The 18,176-nt window shown below is 71.9% G+C and carries 17 protein-coding genes and 1 tRNA gene; 3 read left to right on the top strand and 15 right to left on the bottom strand.

All coding sequences use genetic code 11. From position 1 onward, the window contains the following. Positions 1–57 precede the first annotated feature (57 nt). The gene (locus ESZ52_RS02815; RefSeq protein ID WP_131103599.1) at positions 58–669 is read left to right on the top strand and encodes a DUF4126 domain-containing protein; all 612 of its coding nucleotides are present in this window, start codon (positions 58–60) and stop codon (positions 667–669) included. Between the two features lie 47 nt (positions 670–716). On the opposite strand, the gene ESZ52_RS02810 is transcribed toward ESZ52_RS02815, so the two are convergent. The 5 genes from ESZ52_RS02810 to ESZ52_RS02790 all read right to left on the bottom strand — a co-directional run bounded on the left by ESZ52_RS02810 (position 717) and on the right by ESZ52_RS02790 (position 5,653). Then, the gene (locus ESZ52_RS02810) at positions 717–1,148 is read right to left on the bottom strand and encodes a hypothetical protein (RefSeq protein ID WP_131103598.1); all 432 of its coding nucleotides are present in this window, start codon (positions 1,146–1,148) and stop codon (positions 717–719) included. Positions 1,149–1,358: 210 nt separating this feature from the next. Further along, positions 1,359–2,210 (bottom strand): 16S rRNA (cytidine(1402)-2'-O)-methyltransferase, encoded by an 852-nt coding sequence (rsmI, locus tag ESZ52_RS02805; protein WP_181009809.1) that lies wholly within the window; start codon positions 2,208–2,210, stop codon positions 1,359–1,361. Between the two features lie 8 nt (positions 2,211–2,218). Then, positions 2,219–2,959, bottom strand: a complete 741-nt coding sequence (locus tag ESZ52_RS02800; protein WP_131103597.1) for a succinate dehydrogenase/fumarate reductase iron-sulfur subunit — start codon at positions 2,957–2,959, stop codon at positions 2,219–2,221. Further along, positions 2,956–4,938, bottom strand: coding sequence for a fumarate reductase/succinate dehydrogenase flavoprotein subunit (locus ESZ52_RS02795; protein WP_131103596.1), 1,983 nt, complete (start codon positions 4,936–4,938; stop codon positions 2,956–2,958). The genes ESZ52_RS02800 and ESZ52_RS02795 overlap by 4 nt, the downstream gene beginning before the upstream one ends. A gap of 13 nt (positions 4,939–4,951) precedes the next feature. Beyond that, entirely contained in the window at positions 4,952–5,653 is a 702-nt protein-coding gene (locus tag ESZ52_RS02790) for a succinate dehydrogenase cytochrome b subunit (protein ID WP_131103595.1), read from the bottom strand. Between the two features lie 82 nt (positions 5,654–5,735). On the opposite strand from ESZ52_RS02790, the gene ESZ52_RS02785 reads away from it, so the two are divergent. After that, positions 5,736–7,292 carry a dolichyl-phosphate-mannose--protein mannosyltransferase gene (locus ESZ52_RS02785; protein ID WP_131103594.1) on the top strand — a complete coding sequence of 519 codons (1,557 nt, stop codon included), beginning with the start codon at positions 5,736–5,738 and terminating at the stop codon, positions 7,290–7,292. Positions 7,293–7,298: 6 nt separating this feature from the next. Here the strand turns inward: ESZ52_RS02785 and ESZ52_RS02780 are convergent, their stop codons facing one another. From ESZ52_RS02780 to ESZ52_RS02740, 9 genes are all read right to left on the bottom strand, one after another. Continuing rightward, positions 7,299–7,655 (bottom strand): tetratricopeptide repeat protein, encoded by a 357-nt coding sequence (locus tag ESZ52_RS02780; protein WP_131103593.1) that lies wholly within the window; start codon positions 7,653–7,655, stop codon positions 7,299–7,301. Next, complete coding sequence (locus ESZ52_RS02775) at positions 7,648–9,324, bottom strand: PH domain-containing protein (RefSeq protein WP_131103592.1); 1,677 nt, start codon at positions 9,322–9,324, stop codon at positions 7,648–7,650. Before ESZ52_RS02775 ends, ESZ52_RS02780 begins: the two co-directional genes overlap by 8 nt. Beyond that, a complete protein-coding gene (locus ESZ52_RS02770) occupies positions 9,321–9,929 on the bottom strand; it encodes a PH domain-containing protein (protein ID WP_238154330.1) in 609 nt (202 codons plus the stop codon). Before ESZ52_RS02770 ends, ESZ52_RS02775 begins: the two co-directional genes overlap by 4 nt. After that, on the bottom strand, positions 9,926–10,930 hold the full coding sequence (argF, locus tag ESZ52_RS02765; RefSeq protein ID WP_131103591.1) for an ornithine carbamoyltransferase: 1,005 nt from the start codon (positions 10,928–10,930) through the stop codon (positions 9,926–9,928). The genes ESZ52_RS02770 and argF overlap by 4 nt, the downstream gene beginning before the upstream one ends. Positions 10,931–11,071: 141 nt before the next feature. Further along, positions 11,072–11,147, bottom strand: a tRNA-Ala gene (locus tag ESZ52_RS02760). A gap of 93 nt (positions 11,148–11,240) precedes the next feature. Beyond that, entirely contained in the window at positions 11,241–12,161 is a 921-nt protein-coding gene (locus ESZ52_RS02755; RefSeq protein WP_131103590.1) for a hypothetical protein, read from the bottom strand. A gap of 125 nt (positions 12,162–12,286) precedes the next feature. Beyond that, positions 12,287–12,946, bottom strand: a complete 660-nt coding sequence (locus tag ESZ52_RS02750) for a GNAT family N-acetyltransferase (protein ID WP_131103589.1) — start codon at positions 12,944–12,946, stop codon at positions 12,287–12,289. A gap of 39 nt (positions 12,947–12,985) precedes the next feature. Continuing rightward, complete coding sequence (moaC, locus tag ESZ52_RS02745; RefSeq protein ID WP_131103588.1) at positions 12,986–13,465, bottom strand: cyclic pyranopterin monophosphate synthase MoaC; 480 nt, start codon at positions 13,463–13,465, stop codon at positions 12,986–12,988. After that, positions 13,462–14,727 carry a molybdopterin molybdotransferase MoeA gene (locus ESZ52_RS02740; protein ID WP_131103587.1) on the bottom strand — a complete coding sequence of 422 codons (1,266 nt, stop codon included), beginning with the start codon at positions 14,725–14,727 and terminating at the stop codon, positions 13,462–13,464. The genes moaC and ESZ52_RS02740 overlap by 4 nt, the downstream gene beginning before the upstream one ends. A 61-nt stretch (positions 14,728–14,788) precedes the next feature. Here ESZ52_RS02740 and ESZ52_RS02735 point away from each other — a divergent pair, with 61 nt between their 5' ends. Next, positions 14,789–15,421: a 5-formyltetrahydrofolate cyclo-ligase gene (locus tag ESZ52_RS02735; RefSeq protein WP_181009808.1), complete on the top strand. Its 633-nt coding sequence runs from the start codon at positions 14,789–14,791 to the stop codon at positions 15,419–15,421. Between the two features lie 38 nt (positions 15,422–15,459). Here the strand turns inward: ESZ52_RS02735 and ESZ52_RS02730 are convergent, their stop codons facing one another. Continuing rightward, a complete protein-coding gene (locus ESZ52_RS02730) occupies positions 15,460–18,141 on the bottom strand; it encodes a penicillin acylase family protein (protein WP_131103585.1) in 2,682 nt (893 codons plus the stop codon). Positions 18,142–18,176: the final 35 nt, after the last annotated feature.

Below are 18,176 nucleotides of genomic sequence, written 5' to 3'. Positions count from 1 at the left end.
GACTGAGCAGGACCGCCCTCCGCCGGAGGGCCGCCGAGAAGAAAGGCGAGGCGTCCCATGCTCGCTGCGCTCACAGGTGCCGGCCTGTCCGCCGCCGCCGGGCTGAACGCGTACATCCCGTTCCTCCTGGTGGCGCTCATCGCCCGCTTCACCGAGGTGCTGGACCTGCCGGTGCAGTACGCCTGGATCGAGTCCTGGTGGGCGATCGGCATCGCCGCGGTCCTGCTGCTCTCGGAGGTCGTCCTGGACAAGGTCGCACTCGTCGACCACCTCAACGACGCCGTGGGCACCTTCATCCGGCCCGCGACCGGCGGGCTGATCTTCGCGGCGACCACGGCGGCGGAGGACCTGGAGCGTGGCTCGTCGTTCATGCAGGACAACCCGTGGATCGGGGTGCTGCTCGGGATCCTCACCGCGGGCATCGTGCACACCGGCAAGGCGGTCAGCCGGCCGGTCGTGAACACCTCGACGGGCGGCCTGGGCACCCCGGTCGTGTCGGCTGCCGAGGACGGGGCGGCGGTGACCCTGTCGCTGGTGGCGATCTTCCTGCCGGTCCTCGTCGTCTTCATCTTCCTCATGCTGCTGTGGGGCGCGTTCGTGCTGTGGCGGCGCAGCAGGGCGAAGCGGCAGAAGCGTGACCAGCTCATGGCCGAGGCGGGCTACGAGTAGAGACTGGCCTCCCAGCTGGCCCCTTCCGGCTGTCGCGGCTTGTCGTCTCAGAGGAGGCGGCCGGTCTCCGGGTCGAGCCGGGAGTGCTGCCGCAGCAGGGCAGCGGTCATCCCGCTGGCCGTCGCGAGCACCAGGAGTCCCAGGCCCAGGATGAGGATGCCCTCGACGACGGTGCGGCCGAGGTCGGTGACGCCCCCGCTGGCCGTGAACCACCGCCACGTCCCCCAGCCCGTGCCCAGGACGGTGACGATGGCCGCGATGCCGCCGAGCCCTCGCCCGCGGCGACGATGGACGAGCCAGCCGACGACGACGCCCACGACCCCGCCCAGTGCCGCAGCCAGGGCGGCCACCCCGGCGCCTCGCAGGGTGTGGTCCGAGCCGACCTCCGGCAGGTAGCGCGCGACGACGATCCCGACGACGACGGCAGTCACGATGCCGCCGAGCAGGCCGCCGAGCAGGGCGGACCAGGTGAACCTCATACCGTGCGGCCTCCTTGCCCACGTCCGCGCCAACCAGGGCATCAGCGCTGGGGCGAGTGTGCCGTATGGGGCGAGCCGGCACAAGGCTGGCCCCGCGCCGAGCTATGGCCCGGACACCCACCGAGTGCTGCGGAGGTGCACGCCGGACCACCCCAGAGCGTGCATGGCCGCAGCACTGGGCGGATGCCGCGACGGGTCGCCACGGGCGACCTAGCGCGCCGCCACCGCCGCGTCGTACAGCGCCTTGGCCGAGAGGCCGGTCCTCGCGGCGAGGTCCCGAGTCACGTCCTTGAGGCGCTCCCCCGCCGCGGTGCGCTCGAGCACCTGCGGCACGACGTCGGCGATGTCCACCTCACCTGCGGTCGCTGACCGCCCGGCCACGACCACGGTGATCTCGCCCTTGACCCCCGGCTCGGCCCAGGCCGCGAGCTCGGCGAGGCCACCCCGGCGGACCTCCTCGTAGGTCTTGGTCAGCTCGCGGCAGACAGCAGCCGGCCGCTCCTCGCCGAAGACCCCGGCCATCGCCGACAGCGTGACGCTGAGCCGGTGCGGCGCCTCGAAGAAGACCATCGTCCGCGGCTCCTCGGCCAGGGCGGACAGCGCGCGCTCGCGCTCCCCGGCCTTGCGGGGCAGGAAGCCCTCGAAGCAGAACCGGTCGACAGGCAGTCCGCTCACCGCCAACGACATCAGCACCGCCGAGGGTCCCGGCACGCACGTCACCCGGAGGTCCTGCTCGACGCAGGCCCGCACGAGCCGGTAGCCGGGGTCGGACACCGACGGCATCCCGGCATCCGTGACGACCACCACGCGGGCACCCTCCGCGATGCGAGCGGCCAGCTCCTCGGTCCGGGACGCCTCGTTGTGCTCGTGATAGCTGACGACCTCGCCGCCGACGCTCACCCCGAGCCGCTCGACCAGCCGGCGCAGCCGGCGGGTGTCCTCGGCCGCGACGACGTCCGCGGACGCCAGCTCGGCCACCAGCCGCGGACTGGCGTCCCGGGCATCACCGATGGGGGTGGCCGCGAGGACCAGCGCACCCTGCGACGGCTCGCCGGGCGTCACCGACGTGCTCAGGCGGTGAAGCCGGTGCGGAGCAGGTCGCGGTTCATCTGCGAGATGACGTTGAGCGGGATCCCCTTGGGGCAGGCCCGGGTGCACTCGCCGAGGTTGGTGCACCCACCGAAGCCCTCGTGGTCGTGCTGCTCGGTCATCCTCACGACGCGGGCGTCCCGCTCGGGCTGCCCCTGCGGCAGCTCCCCGAGGTGGGTGACCTTGGCGCCCATGAAGAGCATCCCGGAGGCGTTCGGGCAGGCCGCGACGCAGGCGCCGCAACCGATGCACTCGGCAGCCATGAACGCCCGGTCGGCGTTCTCCTTCGGCACCGGGGTCGCGTGCGCGTCCGGGGCCGAGCCGGTGTTGGCGGAGATGTAGCCACCGGCCGCGATGATGCGGTCCAGGGCGCCGCGGTCCACGCACAGGTCCTTGATGACCGGGAAGGCGTCGGCCCGCCAGGGCTCGATGACGATCTCGTCACCGTCGCGGAAGGAGCGCATGTGCAGCTGGCAGGTCGTGGTCCGCTCAGGGCCGTGCGCCTCGCCGTTGATCACCACGCCGCACTGGCCGCAGATCCCCTCGCGGCAGTCGGAGTCGAAGGCGACCGGCTCCTCGCCCTGCTCGAGGAGGTGCTCGTTGAGCAGGTCCAGCATCTCCAGGAAGGAGCTGTCCTCGCTGACCTCGTCGAGCTTGTAGTCGACCATCCGGCCCTTGGTGGCCGGGCCGTCCTGACGCCAGATCTTCAGGGAGATCCTCACTTGTAGCTCCTCTGCTTGAGCTCGATGAATTGGTAGACGAGGTCCTCCTTGTGCAGGACCGGAGGCTGACCCTCACCGCCCCACTCCCAGGCCGCCACGTAGGCGAACTCGTCGTCGTGGCGCAGCGCCTCGCCGTCCTCGGTCTGGGACTCGGCGCGGAAGTGGCCACCGCAGGACTCGCGCCGGTGCAGCGCGTCGATGCACATGAGCTCACCCAGCTCCAGGAAGTCGGCCACCCGGCCGGCCTTCTCCAGCGACTGGTTGAGGCCCTCGGCCGTGCCCAGGACGCGCACATTGGTCCAGAAGTCGGCACGCAGGGCGCGGATCTGCTCCACCGCCTCGCGCAGGCCCTCCTCGGTGCGCTCCATACCGCACTTCTCCCACATGATCTTGCCCAGGGCCTTGTGGTAGCTGTCCACCGACCGGGTCCCGTTCATGTTCATGATCCGGTGTATGCGGTCCCGCACCGAGTCCTGCGCCTCCCGCACCTGCGGGTTGCTCTCGTCCAGCGGCCCGAACGGGCCCTTGGCCAGGTAGTCGCGGATGGTGTTGGGCAGGACGAAGTAGCCGTCGGCCAGGCCCTGCATGAGGGCGGAGGCCCCCAGGCGGTTCGCACCGTGGTCGGAGAAGTTGGCCTCGCCGGTCACGAACAGGCCCGGGATCGTCGACTGCAGGTCGTAGTCGACCCACAGCCCGCCCATCGTGTAGTGCACGGCCGGGTAGATCCGCATCGGCACCTGGTAGGGGTTCTCCCCGGTGATCCGCTCGTACATGTCGAAGAGGTTGCCGTACTTGGACCGCACCGCGTCCTCGCCCAGCCGCTCGATGGCCTCGGCGAAGTCCAGGTAGACACCCCGCCGGTAGCCGTCGACCTCGGGGCCGACACCGCGACCCTCGTCGCACATGTTCTTGGCCTGGCGGGAGGCGATGTCGCGCGGGACCAGGTTGCCGAAGCCGGGGTAGATCCGCTCCAGGTAGTAGTCGCGGTCCTCCTCCGGGATGTCGCGCGGGTCCTTCTCGCAGTCCTCGGCCTTCTTCGGCACCCAGATGCGGCCGTCGTTGCGCAGCGACTCGCTCATCAGGGTCAGCTTGGACTGGTGCTCACCGGACTGCGGGATGCAGGTGGGGTGGATCTGGGTGTAGCACGGGTTGCCGAAGTAGGCGCCCTTGCGGTGGGCCCGCCAGATCGCCGTGGTGTTGGACCCCATCGCGTTGGTGGACAGGAAGAAGACGTTGCCGTAGCCGCCGGAGGCCAGCACGACCGCGTCGGCCAGGTGGGTCTCGATCTCACCGGTGACCAGGTCGCGGGCGACGATGCCGCGCGCCCGCGGGCCGGACCCGTCGTCGACGACGATGAGCTCCATCATCTCGTGCCGGGCGAACATCTCGACCGAGCCCGCACCGATCTGCCGCTCCAGCGCCTGGTAGGCGCCGATGAGCAGCTGCTGACCGGTCTGGCCACGGGCGTAGAAGGTCCGGGAGACCTGCACCCCACCGAACGAGCGGTTGTCGAGCAGGCCGCCGTACTCCCGGGCGAACGGCACGCCCTGGGCCACGCACTGGTCGATGATGGCTGCGCTGACCTCGGCCAGCCGGTAGACGTTGGTCTCGCGGGAGCGGTAGTCACCGCCCTTGACGGTGTCGTAGAAGAGGCGGTGGGTCGAGTCACCGTCGCCCTTGTAGTTCTTGGCCGCGTTGATCCCGCCCTGGGCGGCGATCGAGTGGGCCCGTCGGGGGCTGTCCTGGTAGCAGAAGGACTTGACCCGGTAGCCCGCCTCACCCATGGTCGCCGCGGCCGCGGCGCCCGCCAGCCCGGTGCCGACGATGATCACGGAGAGCTTGCGGCGGTTGGCCGGGTTGACCAGCGCCGCCTCGAACTGGCGGGTGCTCCACTTGGTGGAGATGTCACCGCCGGGTGCCTTGGTGTCGGCGATCGGCTCGCCCTCCCGGTAGAGACCGGCGATCAGCGTGTCAGTCATAGCGTCATAGTCCTCAGTCGACAAACCCGAACAGGATGGCAAAGGGTGGGATCAGGAAGCCCACCACGATGATCAAGGTCACCACGGTGGAGATGCGGCGGATCAGCTCGCCGCGCTTCACCGAGGTGTTCAGCCCCAGCGTCATGCAGGCCGCGTAGATGCCGTGGGTCAGGTGCATGCCGACCGCGATCATGGCGACCACGTAGATCAGCACGCCCCACCACAGCTGGAAGCTGCTGATGACCCGCTCGGCCGGGCTCGCGTGCTCGCCGGCCAGGGTGATCGTCTGCGTCGTGAAGTGCAGGATGTGGAAGATCACGAAGAGGAGGATGGCCAGCCCGCCCCAGCGCATGGCCTTGGCGTAGACCGAGCCGTAGGTGGCCTTCCGCTTGCCGGCGTAGCGGGTCGAGCGCGCGGCCCCGGCCCGGCGCCACAGCGCCATCCCGGCCCAGACGTGCGCCACGAGCGAGACCAGCAGCAGGATCCGGGCGATCCACAGCACGCCGTTCTCCGGGACCATGCCCTCGCCGAAGACGCGCAGGTGGTGCGCGTAGTCGTCGAACGCCTCGCGCCCGAACAGGATCTGGAGGTTGCCGTACATGTGCAGCAACAGATAGCCGACGAAGAACAGGCCGGAGGCGGCCATGACGGTCTTCAGCAGGATGTTGTTCGGACCCCGGCGGGTCTCGCGCGCGGGAACGGTTGAGGTGGCCACGCAGGGGAGCCTACTACTGGCCGCGACGACTCCTTTTTCGTCAGGCGACACTGCCCTAAAAGCACGACCTACGATGCACGGTATGGAGTCTCTGCGGGCGCGCCTGCTCGGCCCGACGCCCCAGGCTCTGGCCCGTCAGCGTCGCATCGCGATGGTCGGGATCCTGCTGGTCACCGTGGTCGGTGGCGGGCTGCGGCTGTGGCGCCTCGACTACCCCACCCGGCTGGTCTTCGACGAGACCTACTACGTCAAGCAGGCCTGGAGCCTCGTCCTGCACGGCACCGAGATGGACGTCCGGGAGGACATCGAGGAGCCGGACGAGCTGTTCACCCAGGGCACCCCCGACGTCTTCGGTGATCACGCCGACTACGTCGTGCACCCACCCATGGGCAAGTGGATGATCTCCCTCGGGCAGCTGCTGCTGGGCCCCGAGGACCCGGCCGGGTGGCGGCTCGCCTCCGCCGTGGTCGGCACCCTGTCGATCGCCGTGCTGGGCCTGTGCGCGTGGCTGATCTGGAAGAACGCCGTGCTCGCGATCAGCGCCTCCCTCCTGCTCGCGGTCGACGGGCACCACTTCGCCCAGTCCCGCATCGGCCTGCTCGACATCTTCTTGTCGTGGTGGGCGCTGCTGGCCTTCCTCTTCCTCCTGCTGGACCGGGAGCACGGACGCCGACGGCTGGCGCGGAGGTCCGAAGGGGGGCCACCAGGGAGGTCAGGAGGCAGACCACCGTGGGGTATGCGGTGGTGGCGGCTGGCCGCGGGGGTGGCCCTGGGGCTGGCGGTCGGCACCAAGTGGTCCGGCCTGTTCTTCGTCGCCGTCTTCGGCCTGATGACGGTGTGGTGGGACATCGGCGCCCGTCGGGCCGCCGGGGAGCGGAGGTGGTTCTCCACCGCGGTGGTGCGCGACGGCATACCGGCCTTCCTGCTCGTGGTGCCGACCGCCCTGGTCACCTACCTGGCCACCTGGACCGGCTGGCTCCTCGGCGAGCAGGGCTGGAAGCGGACCTGGGCGCAGGACAACCCCGCCACCGGTCTGGGCGGGCTGGTGCCCGACCCCCTGCGCTCGCTGTGGGCCTACCACCAGGAGCAGATGGGCTTCCACGTCGGGCTGGCGAACGAGCACGCCTGGAGCTCCAACCCGTGGAGCTGGATCGTGCAGTGGCGGCCCACCCTCTTCTACGCAGAGTGGCCCGAGCGCGGTGAGAAGGGGTGCGAGGCCGCGGACTGCGTGGAGTACATCGCCTCCCTCGGCACGATCCCCCTGTGGTGGGCCGCCACGCTGGGGCTGCTCGTCGTGGCCTTCCAGTGGCTGCTCGGTCGGGACTGGCGCGCGGGCGCGGCGTTGTCCGGCGTCGTCGCCGGCTGGCTGCCGTGGTTCCTCTACCAGACCCGGACGATCTACAGCTTCTACGCGGTCGCCTTCGTGCCGTGGCTGGTGCTGGTCGTGGTCAGCTGCCTGGGCCTGGTGCTGGGCCGGGAGAGTGACCCGCTGCGCCGTCGACGGTGGGGGGCGGTGCTCGTCGTGGTGTACCTGACGCTCAACGTCGTCTGGTTCGCCTGGTACTGGCCGGTCCACACGGCGGTGCTGCTGCCGCGGGACCAGTGGAGCATCCGGATGTTCTTCGACTTCTGGAACTAGCGGAGCTCAGGTGTCCAGGCCCATCGCCTCGGCGATCTTCAGGTGCGGGGCGCCCTCCTCGGCGCGGCCCGCCCGCTGCAGGGTCCGGGCCAGGAGCAGGTGGGCGTAGGCGTCGCTCGGCCACCGCTCGATCATGTCCCGGGCCACCTTCTCGGCCGGGCCGAGCCGGGCCGCGTGGTAGTAACTGCGGGCCAGCAGGAGGGCCACCGCGGCGTTGCCGGGCTCGGTCTGCGCCAGCGGCTCCAGGAGACCGGCCGCCCGCGCGTAGTCCTTGGTCTCGAAGGCGAAGGTGGCCCGGTCGTAGCGGGCGTGGTCGTCGAGGTGCTCGTCCTCGGAGAGCCGGACCCAGTCGAAGTCACCCATGCCTGGAGTACGCCAGCAGACCGTCCAGCATTCCCGGGGTAGCCCGGTCGGCCAGGTCCGCGGCCAGCTCCAGCGGGATGTTCGGCGCGACCAGGCGCTCGCCGCCCGCGGCGGTGGTGGCGGTGAGGTCGGCCAGCCCGAGCCGGCGCTGGAAGAAGCTCTGGTGCACGACCCAGCCGATGATGCCGGCGCGTTCCAGCGCCGCCCGGGTGCGCACGACGGCCCCCGTCTGGACCACCAGGTGGTTCCTCGTCAGGCCGTGACCCAGGTTGCGCCAGGCGCTCTCGGCGATGAGGACGTTGAGCAGGGCCAGCCCGCCGAGCACCGCCAACGGCGTCCACCACGGCCAGGTGGCGAACCACCAGAAGTCGAGGAGGAAGGTCGGCACGGCCACCAAGGCAGCGGTGAAGATGCTGCCCCACTGCTGGCTCACGTGGATCCGTCGGCGTGCACGGGGCCCGTGGCCGGTCAGCTCCATGGTCAGCGGGCCGGGCTCCTCGAGCAGCTCGTGACCCACCGACTGCACCACGGCCCGGGGCGCCGGGGGGAGCACCTTGACCGTGCCGCCCAGGCCCACGCCCGTCGCGAGCGCGCTGAGCTCGGCCCCTCGGACGAAGCGCAGCAGGAAGGGTTCCCCCATGCTCACCCCGCGGACCTTGGCCCGCTCCAGCGTCTGCGAGCGGGTGGTCAGCAACCCGCGGGAGAGCCGGAGGTTGCCGTTGGCCTCCCGCACCAGCCGCAGGTTCCACCAGTTCAGCACGTAGGAGGCGGTGGACAGCACGACCCAGCCCACCGTGACGACGAGGATGGTCCCGGCCACCAGGATGAGCAGCGCCTGCGCGACCACCCAGGCCCACGCCTCCTGGACCAGGCCCACCTCGTCGACGGGCAGGTCGTCGCCGAACTGGGAGAGCACACCGGCCACACCGGCGACCACGACCAGGCTGCCCAGGGAGAACGGGGCGAACCGCAACCAGCTCCAGTCGATCTGCGCGAGCAGCTGCTCGCCGGCCGGGCGCGGGACGGTCTCGACGTCCTCGGACCCCTCGCCCTCCGCTTCCAGCTCCCCTGCCGCGCCAGCCGGGGCCTCCACCGCCTGCGAGCGGCGCAGCAGCTCCACGCGCAGCACGGCGGCCTGCTCCTGCGTCAGCCCGTCCAGCTCGATCTGCCGGGAGTCCACGCCGGTGCCGACCCGGACCTTGGCCAGGCCGAGCAGCCGGTGGACCGGCGTCGACTCGATGTCGACGCTGCGGACCCGGTCCAACGGTGCGGTGAGCACCCGGCGGCTGAACAGCCCGGTGCGCAGCTGCAGCTGCTCCGGCGTGAACCGGTAGCGGGTGAACATCCAGGTCAGCACACCGATGAGCAGCGCGAGGACACCACCGCCGAGCGCGAAGTAGAGGAACCGGCTGTCCTCGTTCCTGCTGGCCCCGAAGGCGATGAGCAGCAGCGGGACCGCCATGGACATCAGCGTGCGGACGGGATGGACGACGAGCATGCGGGTGCTCAGCCGGTGCCATCCCTGCGCCTCCAGCCGGTCCAGGACCGTGCTCCCGGCAGGCGGCGCGGCGCTGGTGGAGGTGTGGTCGTGCGGCATACCGGACGGGCCCGCCGGGATGACCGGGCGCCCGTCGGGGGGTGGAAGGTCAGGGGGGCCCGGCGTGCTCACGTCGCGTCGCCCTCGGTCTGCCCGGTGACCCGGGCCAGCTCGGCGGTGACTCGGTCGGCGACGTCGCTGTCCAGGCACGGCAGGGTGATGGGGCCGGCGGCCGAGGCCGTGGTCACCGTCACGTTGGCCAGGCCGAACAGCCGCATGATCGCCCCGCGGTGGGTGTCGACCGTCTGCACCCGGGACAGCGGCGCGATCCGCTGGTCACGGGAGAGCCAGCCGGTCTGGACGAAGACCCGCTCGCCGGTGACCTCCCAGCGGGTGCGCCGGTAGCGGATGATGGGCTCCAGGGTCACGTCGCTGAGGTTCGCGGTCAGGATGAGGATGATGATCGGCCCCGCCCACACGTTCCACGAGTCGGGCAGGACCCACATGTGGAGGGTGAACAGCACCGCCCAGGTGATGATCCCGCCGATCAGTCCGTTGGTCACCCAGTACTTGACCGCGCGTGGGCTCACCTGGTGGGCCGGCTCGCGCAGTCCGGCGGGGGCAGCTCCCGGGGACGTGTCCGTCAGCGTCGTGTCCGGCGTCATGTCCGGCGACGTGTCCGGCGTCGTGTCCGGCGGCGAGTCAGACCGGGTGTCGGATGTGGTGTCGGGCGTCATACCAGCGTGGCCACCATGAGGGCCTTGATCGTGTGCAGCCGGTTCTCGGCCTGGTCGAAGACGATGCTCGCCGGGGACTCGAAGACCTCGTCGGTCACCTCCAGACCCTCGGCCAGCTCCGGGTGGCGGGCCATCAGCTGCTGGCCCACCTCGGTGTGGGTGTCGTGGAAGGCCGGCAGGCAGTGCATGAACCGCACCTCGGGGTTGTCGGTGGCGGCCATGAGCGGGGCGTTCACCTGGTAGGGCAGCAGCAGGTCGATGCGTTCCTCCCAGGCCTGCACGGGCTCCCCCATGGAGACCCAGACGTCGGTGTGCACGAAGTCCACCCCGCGCACCGCCTGAACCGGATCCTCGGTGATGGTCAGCCGGGCCCCCGTCTCGGCGGCGACCTGCTCGCAGAGGCGCACCACGTGCGCGGCCGGCTGCAGCGCCCGCGGGGCCCCGATGCGCACGTCCATGCCGAGCTTGGCGCCGAGCAGGAGCAGGGAGTGCCCCATGTTCCCGCGGGCGTCGCCGAGGTAGGCGTAGGAGATCTCGTGCCGCTGCTGGTGGCTGTGCTCGGTCATGGTCAGCGCGTCGGCGAGCATCTGCGTGGGGTGCCAGTCGTCGGTGAGGCCGTTGTAGACCGGGACACCGGAGTACTCGATGAGCTGGTCGACCTTGGCCTGGTCGGCGCCGCGGTACTGGATCGCGTCATACATCCGCCCCAGCACGCGGGCGGTGTCCTTGATGGACTCCTTGTGCCCGATCTGGGTGCTGGAGGGCTCCAGGAAGGTCGTGCTTGCCCCCTGGTCGGCGGCGGCGACCTCGAAGGCGGCCCGGGTGCGGGTGGAGGTCTTCTCGAAGATCAGCGCGATCGACTTCCCGGCGAGCAGCTGACGCTCCTGGTGGGCGTACTTGGCTCGCTTGAGGTCGTAGGCCAGATCGATCAGGTAGCGGATCTCCGCCGGGGACTCCTCGACGAGCGAGCGCAGGCTGCGCCCCCGCAGATTGACCGCCATCCGTGCTCCTCCTGTGTGCTGACCGTGCGCTGACCCGTACTGGCCTGCGGTGATCTCTGCTTGATCTGTGCTGATCGGTGCTGTGCGGTGAGCCTACGACGCAGGGCCGGCCCTCGTGATGGAGGACCGGCCCTGTACTGGTGGTGGAGCTGAGGGGATTCGAACCCCTGGCCTTCTCATTGCGAACGAGACGCGCTACCAACTGCGCCACAGCCCCGTGTGCGGCTACCTACTATACACCGGCGATCGGGTGCTTCTTGTCCCCCTCAGCAGCCCAGAGGGGCGCGCCGGCGCGTGCTGCCGACCGCTGTCAACCAACCCGGTGGATCTGGGGCAGCTCCTCGAACTCCTCCTCCAGCGCCATCTCGGCGCCGTCGGCGGGCAGGTCGACCGGGACCCGGTAGGCCCGGGCCTTGAGCGTGTAGGTCGGGGGCGGGACCGGCACGGGGTCCCACGATCCGGGCGCGGCGGGCTCCGGCGCGGACCCGATGACCGGGGTCTCGACAGCAGTCTCGACAGCCGCCGGTGCAGTGGCCGGCTGGCTCAGCTGGGCCTCGACCTCGGCGACGTCGTAGAGGGCCACCGCAGGCGCCGTGGCGGGGGGCCGGGCCTGGAGGTCTACCGCGCGCCGGGCGGTCCGGGCCAGCCCCGGGCCAGGGGCGGACGCGACCTGCTGGGGCCGAGCCTCGGCCGGCGAGGCCTCGGCCTGGCGAGGCGCAGCCGGGCGGGTCACCTGCCGGGAGCGGGCCCGGCGGCCGCGCGCCACCGACTGCCGGACACCGGCGACCGTGGCCGCGAGCAGCCCGATACCGACGAACGCCCAGGCCCAGTGGATGAGCTGGAACCCGACGAGCCCCACGAGGGTGACCATCACCAGGGACGAGACGAGCAGGCCGGCGGCACGCAGCTCGGCGGCACGCCGGCTCCGCTGGTATGCCGCGGTCGGCGCCACTGCGGTGGCTGCCACCGGCCGCGCGGGTGCACCGCGCTTGACGACCACCTCGGGGCGGGCAGGGCGCAGCAGGGGGATGGAGGCGCTGGCGGGCGCGTGCTCGGCGACGTCCGGCCTGGGCAGGGCACGACGGCGTTCCAGCACCCGCATCGCCTCGGAGAACCGGTCGACGGAGCGTGCGGTGGCCAGGTGGTCGCGGCGGCGCACCCAGTGCTGCACCAGGTAGACAGCCCACACCGCCAGGATGACGACGAAGATGAGGCTGCTCACGGGGGGCACGGCCCTCACGCTAGGCCGGACAGGGCCCCGATCCGGTGAGGCCGGCGGAGTGTCGCGCAAGTTTCTGGTGTGACGACTGGGGTCGCGGTGCCGGAGGCCCGGTCGACGGCCTCCTCGCCGGCCAGCTAGTCCTGCTCACCCTCCCCCCGGCGGTCCTGCTCGCGCTGGACCAGCCTCGCGACCAGCCCACCCGGACCCAGGTCCTCGGCGAGCACCACGAAGCTGCGGTGGTCGCGCCATCCGCCGTCGACGTGCATCAGCCCGCGCTGCACCCCCTCCTCCCGCAGACCCAGCCGACCCACCACGGCCAGCGACGCGGTGTTCTCCGGCCGGATCGCCACCTCGACCCGGTGCAGTCGCACGTCGAGCAGGGCATGGTCGACCAGGGTCGCCAGGGCCCACGTCGCGTAGCCGTGACCGGTCGCCTCCCGGGCCAGCCAGTACCCCGCCCACCCGGTGCGACGAGCACCCCAGAGCACGTCGAAGAGCTGCACCTGGCCGACGATCCGGGCGTCGACGTCGATGACCAGCGGCAGGTGCAGCCCGGCCCTGGCGGCCCGGTCGGCCGATCGCCGCATCCGGTGGAAGGGCACCCTGGCCGGCGCGGTCGGCGAGCGCCGGGCCGCCGCGCCCGGGATGGTCGACTCCCAGGGCCGCAGCCAGCCGGCGTTGGCGTCCAGGACCGCCTCGAACTCGGCACGGTCCGCGCGCACCAACGGCCGCAGCGTCAGCCGTTCGCCGGAGGACAGCTCCTGGCTGAGGGTGACCGGCCAGCGCCAGGTCACGGTGCGTCCCCCTCGTTCACCCCGACCCGCACCGACCGCTCATGGTCGGGTCCAGTCCCCGCTGCGGCCCCCGGCCTTGGCGGTGACCCGGATGTCGCTGATGACCGCCAGCTTGTCCACCGCCTTGATCATGTCGACGAGGGCCAGCGCGGCGACGCTGACGCAGGTCAGCGCCTCCATCTCCACCCCCGTGCGGTCCGCGGTGCGCACGGTCGCCTGGATCTGCACGCCCTCGTCGACCACCTCCAGGTCGACCTCGACGCCGTGCACCGCCAGCGGGTGGCACAGCGGCACCAGGTCCGGGGTGCGCTTGGCGGCCTGGATCCCCGCGATGCGGGCGACGCCTAGGGCGTCGCCCTTGGGGACCTGCCCGTCGCGCAGAGCCGCCACGGCCTGGGGCGACAGCAGCACCTGACCCTGCGCCGTCGCGGACCGGGCGGTGACCTGCTTGCCGCTCACGTCGACCATGTGGGCGGTCCCGTCCCCACGCAGGTGGGTCAGCGTCTCGCCCGCGCTCACGTCGTCCCCGGCGCCGCGTCGTCCTCCAGCCGGCCCTCGATCTCACGCCGGGGACGCAACAGGATGAGGTCCACCTCTGCGCCGGCGCTCACCTGGTCGGTCTCGGCGTCGGAGACCGCGAGCGCATCGGCCTGAGCCAGCCCACCGAGCAGGTGGGAGCCGGGCCCGCCGACGGGCGTCACGGCATACGCGCCGGTCGAGTCGCGTGAGACGCGCACCCGGGTGTAGGTCTGGCGGTTCGATGCGCTGGCCCAGGGCTCGGTGGCCAGGCCGGTGGCGGTCTGTCGGCTCACCCGCCTGCCGCCGCGGCTCTCCAGCGCGGGCCGGACGAAGACCTCGAAGCTGACCAGGGCGCTGACCGGGTTGCCCGGCAGCGTGAAGACGGGCACGCGGCGGCTGCCGAGCAGACCGAAGCCCTGCGGCTTGCCCGGCTGCATGGCGACCTCGACGAACTTCATCGAGCCCTGCCCGGTGAGCACCTTCTTGACGATGTCGAAGGCTCCCTTGCTCACGCCCCCGGTGGTGACGATGAGGTCGGCGTCCTCGAGCCGGGCCTCGATCTGGCGGGTGGTCTGACCCTCGACGTCAGCCAGGCGGCCGACGTGGACGACCTCCGCGCCCGCCTCGCGGACGAGGGCCTCGAGCATCGGGCCGTTGGAGTCGACGATCTGGCCGGGCCCGACCGGCTCCCCCGGCGGGACCAGCTCGTCACCGGTGGAGAAGACGGCGACCCGGACCTGCCGGACCACCTCGATCTCGTGCACCCCGGCCGAGACCAGCACCGCGATCTGGGCCGGGCCGATCCGGGTGCGGCGGGGCACCAGCAGGTCGCCGGGACGCACGTCCTCCCCGGCGCGGCGGATGTTGGCGCCCTCCGGGGGCTGCGCACGGAACTGGGGCTCCCGCTCGTGCCCGTCGGTGTCCTCCAGCCGCACGACGGTGTCGGCGCCGGGCGGCACGGGCGCGCCGGTCATGATCCGCATGGCCTGGCCCGGACCCAGCCGCTGCGACGCCGGGTCGCCGGCGGCGATGTCGGCCACCACCGGCAGCATCACCGGGTGCTCGGCGGAGGCACCGTCCAGGTCGGCGTGGCGGACGGCATACCCGTCCATGGAGGAGTTGTCGAACCGCGGCAGCTCGGCCCGGCTGTGCACGTCGGTCGTGGTGACCATGCCCAGGGTGCGCGGCACCGGCAGGGTGACCGCGTCAACCGGCTCGATCTGGTCCAGGATGCGCTCGAGGTGCTCCTCGACGGTGATCATCACAAGTGTCCTTCGCTCGGGGTCCGCTCCAGCCTAGACGGGCAGGGGCACAATGGCTGGGGTGAGCCGACCTGTTCTGCCCCACTACCAGCCCACCGGCGACGTCGTCGCCGACAAGGCCACCTGGCGCTCCCTCGTGCGCACCGCACGCCGCGAGCTCGTCCGAGGGTGGTCGGGAGACGACCGGGCGGCCCGCGCAGAGGTCCTGGCCGAGGCCGGGCTGCAGTGGGTGGAGGGGTATGCCGCCCGCGCGGGCGTGCGCATGGACCGGCTCACCGTCACCGCCTTCGAGCCGATGCGCACCGAGCCGCCCGTGGAGCGGCTGTCCGGTGCGCTGCGGGCCGCAGGGGCCAGGGTGCTGGTGCCGATCACCCTGGCCCGGCCCCGGCTGGACTGGGCCGACCTCGACGACCCCGACCGCAGCCCGCTCGGGGAGGCGGTGCTCGCGCAGGTCGACGTCGCCCTGGTGCCCGGGCTGGCCATCAGCGAAGCGGGGGTCCGGCTGGGCCAGGGCGGGGGCTACTACGACCACACCCTGCCCCGGCTGCACGAGCTCACCGCTCCGCGCCGGGTGCCGGTCGTCGTCATCCTGCACGACCACGAGGTCGTACCCCAGGTGCCGGCGGACGAGCACGACGCCGTCGTGGACGCGGTGCTGCGTCCGGCAACCGGCGTGGTCGAGGTGGGCCGATAGCCGATCGAGCGGGCCGGCCGGTGGATGGACCGGGCGGGTCAGCCGGTCGGGGCCGGGACCAGCAGGAGCGTCTGCTCGGCACTGTCCGTCACGGCCTCGCGGGTGACCGCCCACCGGTACGTCTCGCCCTTGACCCACGCCTCGGTCTGGTCGGAGTAGTGGGGGTGGAAGGCGTGACCGGAGGTGCCGGTCTGGTTGACCCAGACCGACGCGTCGCGGTCGGCGAGGTCGGCGACCATCCGCATCGACGGGCCGGCGGTGACCTCGAAGGTGCCGGTGCTGGCGTCCCAGCTGATCGCGTTGACCACGGACGTGTTGCCGGCGACGGGCAGCTGCGCGCTGTTGAAGATGCCCTGCACCAGGGCGGGGACATCACCCGACCCCAGCACCTCGTGCCTCAGCGTGGCCCGGTGCAGCTCCCCCCACGTCCAGTTCGAGGGGTCCTTGGAGATCTCCCGGGTGAGGTCCTGACGGGCCTGCACCAGCGCGGTGCGGATGACCTCGTCGCGCGTCTCCACCACCCCCGGCGTCCGTTTGTCGTCCCACCAGACGCTGGTGGGGTCGGCCAGCAGGTCCTCCAGGATGAGCATCGAGCGGGAGTTGCCGGTGACGGCCAGGTCGGGCGGCAGCTCGTCGTCGAAGACCGCGGTGAGCAGGTTGGCGAAGACGGCGTAGAAGTAGGCCGCCGCCGCCGACTGCTCCCCCTCCGCCGGGGAGCTGCCGTCCCAGTCCCGCAGCATCTGCTGGGGGCCGGTGTAGAACGAGCCCTCGAGCTCGACGTCCAGCAGGTAGGGCACCACCGACAGGGCGAAGGGGCTGGTGTCGTCCAGCTGCATCTCCGCCATGGCCGTGGGGGTCAGCGGCCCCTGCTCGAGCCGCTCCTGAAGGAGCTCCAGGATGCGGGTCGACCGGTAGCCCATGGCGTACTCGCTGGTCAGGAACGGCCTGGTGCGGCTGGTCACCGCCTGGTTCGCGGTGACGATGACCCCGTCCTCGGGGTTGAGGCTGTGCGGCAGGTCGTCGAAGTCCACCCAGCCGTCCCAGGCGTAGGCGGGGTCCCAGCCGGGGGCGGGGTAGAAGCCGGGCGGGGTGCCGTGGGTGGCGCTCTCCCGGATCGGCACCAGGCCCGGGGCCTGGTAGCCGATGTTGCCCTCGACGTCGGCGTAGACCAGGTTCTGGGCCGGCGCGGCGAAGAACGCGGCCGCGTCGCGGAACTCCTCCCACCCCGTCGCCTTGTTGATCCGGAACACCGCCTCTGCGGTGGTGCTCGCTTCGAGCCCGGTCCAGGCCAGGGCCACCTCGAAGGTGCGCGAGGTCGCCACCCCGTCCAGCGGACCGTTGGCGCCCATCGCGGCGACGTCGTCGAGCACGTCGGAGACGATCGGGCCGTGCGTGCTCTCCCGGATCCGGACCGGCACCTCCTCCCCGCCGGCGACCCGGATCACCTCCTCGCGGACCCGCATCGGCACGAAGTCGTTCTCGCGGCGCACCAGGTCGCCCCGGGTCTCCTCGAGGTAGAAGTCGGTGACGTCCGGGTCGAGGTTCGTCAGGCCCCAGGCGATCTGGTGGTTCTGGCCGATGATCACGCCCGGGAAGCCGGCGAAGGTGAACCCGGAGACGTCGAAGGGACAGTCCGCGGTCACCTCTCGGCAGTGCAGGCCGGCCTGCATCCACACCCCGGGCTGGGACAGGCCCAGGTGGGGGTCGTTGGCCAGCAGCGGCATACCGGTGCTCGTGTGCTCGCCCGAGACCACCCAGGAGTTGGACCCGACCCCTTCCCCCTGCCCGAGCAGCTGCGGGATCTGCGCCAGCGCCAGCACGGTGTCGTCCAGCGCATCGGTCTGCCCGGCCAGCCACTGCTGGGTCGGGGGGCCCGAGGGTGGCTGCGCCGGCTCCGGCGGGTTCAGCCGGGCGACGTCGGCGGGGTCCTGGCCGGGGGGCAGGAGCGGGCCCGGCCCGGCAGTGCCGCCGCGGGAGCTGCCGCTGGACAGTGGTGGCGGGTCCGGCGGCGTCCACTCCCCCCGCGACAGGATCGGCGGGTGCTCCTCGTGCGGGTAGGCCGGGTAGAGGGTGCCCAGCTGGTTCAGCGGGACCTGCCCCACCAGTCGGCCACGGGTCAGCTCCTCCCGGTAGTTGCCGCGCAGGTCCCACGCCATGGCCTTGAGCCAGGCCAGCGAGTCGACCGCGTCCCAGGGGCGGATCTGGTAGCCGGGTGCGCTCTGGGCCAGCACCAGGTACTCCAGGCTCATCGTGGAGGGCCCACCGCGGGAGTCGATGTAGGCGTTCACCCCGGAGGCGTAGGCCTGCAGGTAGGAGCGGGTCTCTGCGGAGAGCAGGGAGAGCTCCTCCTCGGCGACCCTGCGCCAGCCGAGGGTGCGGATCACCTGGTCGGTCTCGACGCCACCCTCGCCGACGAGCTCGGCGAGCCGGCCGCTGACGACGTGCCGGCGCAGGTCCATCTGGAAGAAGCGGTCCTGTGCGGCGACGAACCCCTGGGCGCGAAAGAGGTCCTCGGGGGAGTCGGCGTAGATGCGCGGGACGCCCTGCGCGTCGCGGACGACCTCCACCTCACCGGTCAGGCCGGGCAGCTCCAGCTCGCCGCTGGTCTGCGGGAAGGCGCGCCTGGTCAGACCGACCCCGACGACGGCGGTGGCGACGACCACGACCACCAGGATGGCCGCGATCGGCACAGCGAGACGCTGCCACAGGGGTCGGGACACGGCCCCCAGCCTAGGTCACCGTGTCGGTCCCGCCC

It is taken from the genome of Ornithinimicrobium sufpigmenti (genome assembly GCF_004322775.1).
Taxonomy (GTDB): domain Bacteria; phylum Actinomycetota; class Actinomycetes; order Actinomycetales; family Dermatophilaceae; genus Ornithinicoccus; species Ornithinicoccus sufpigmenti.
This window is presented reverse-complemented; position numbering and strand designations above follow the sequence as displayed.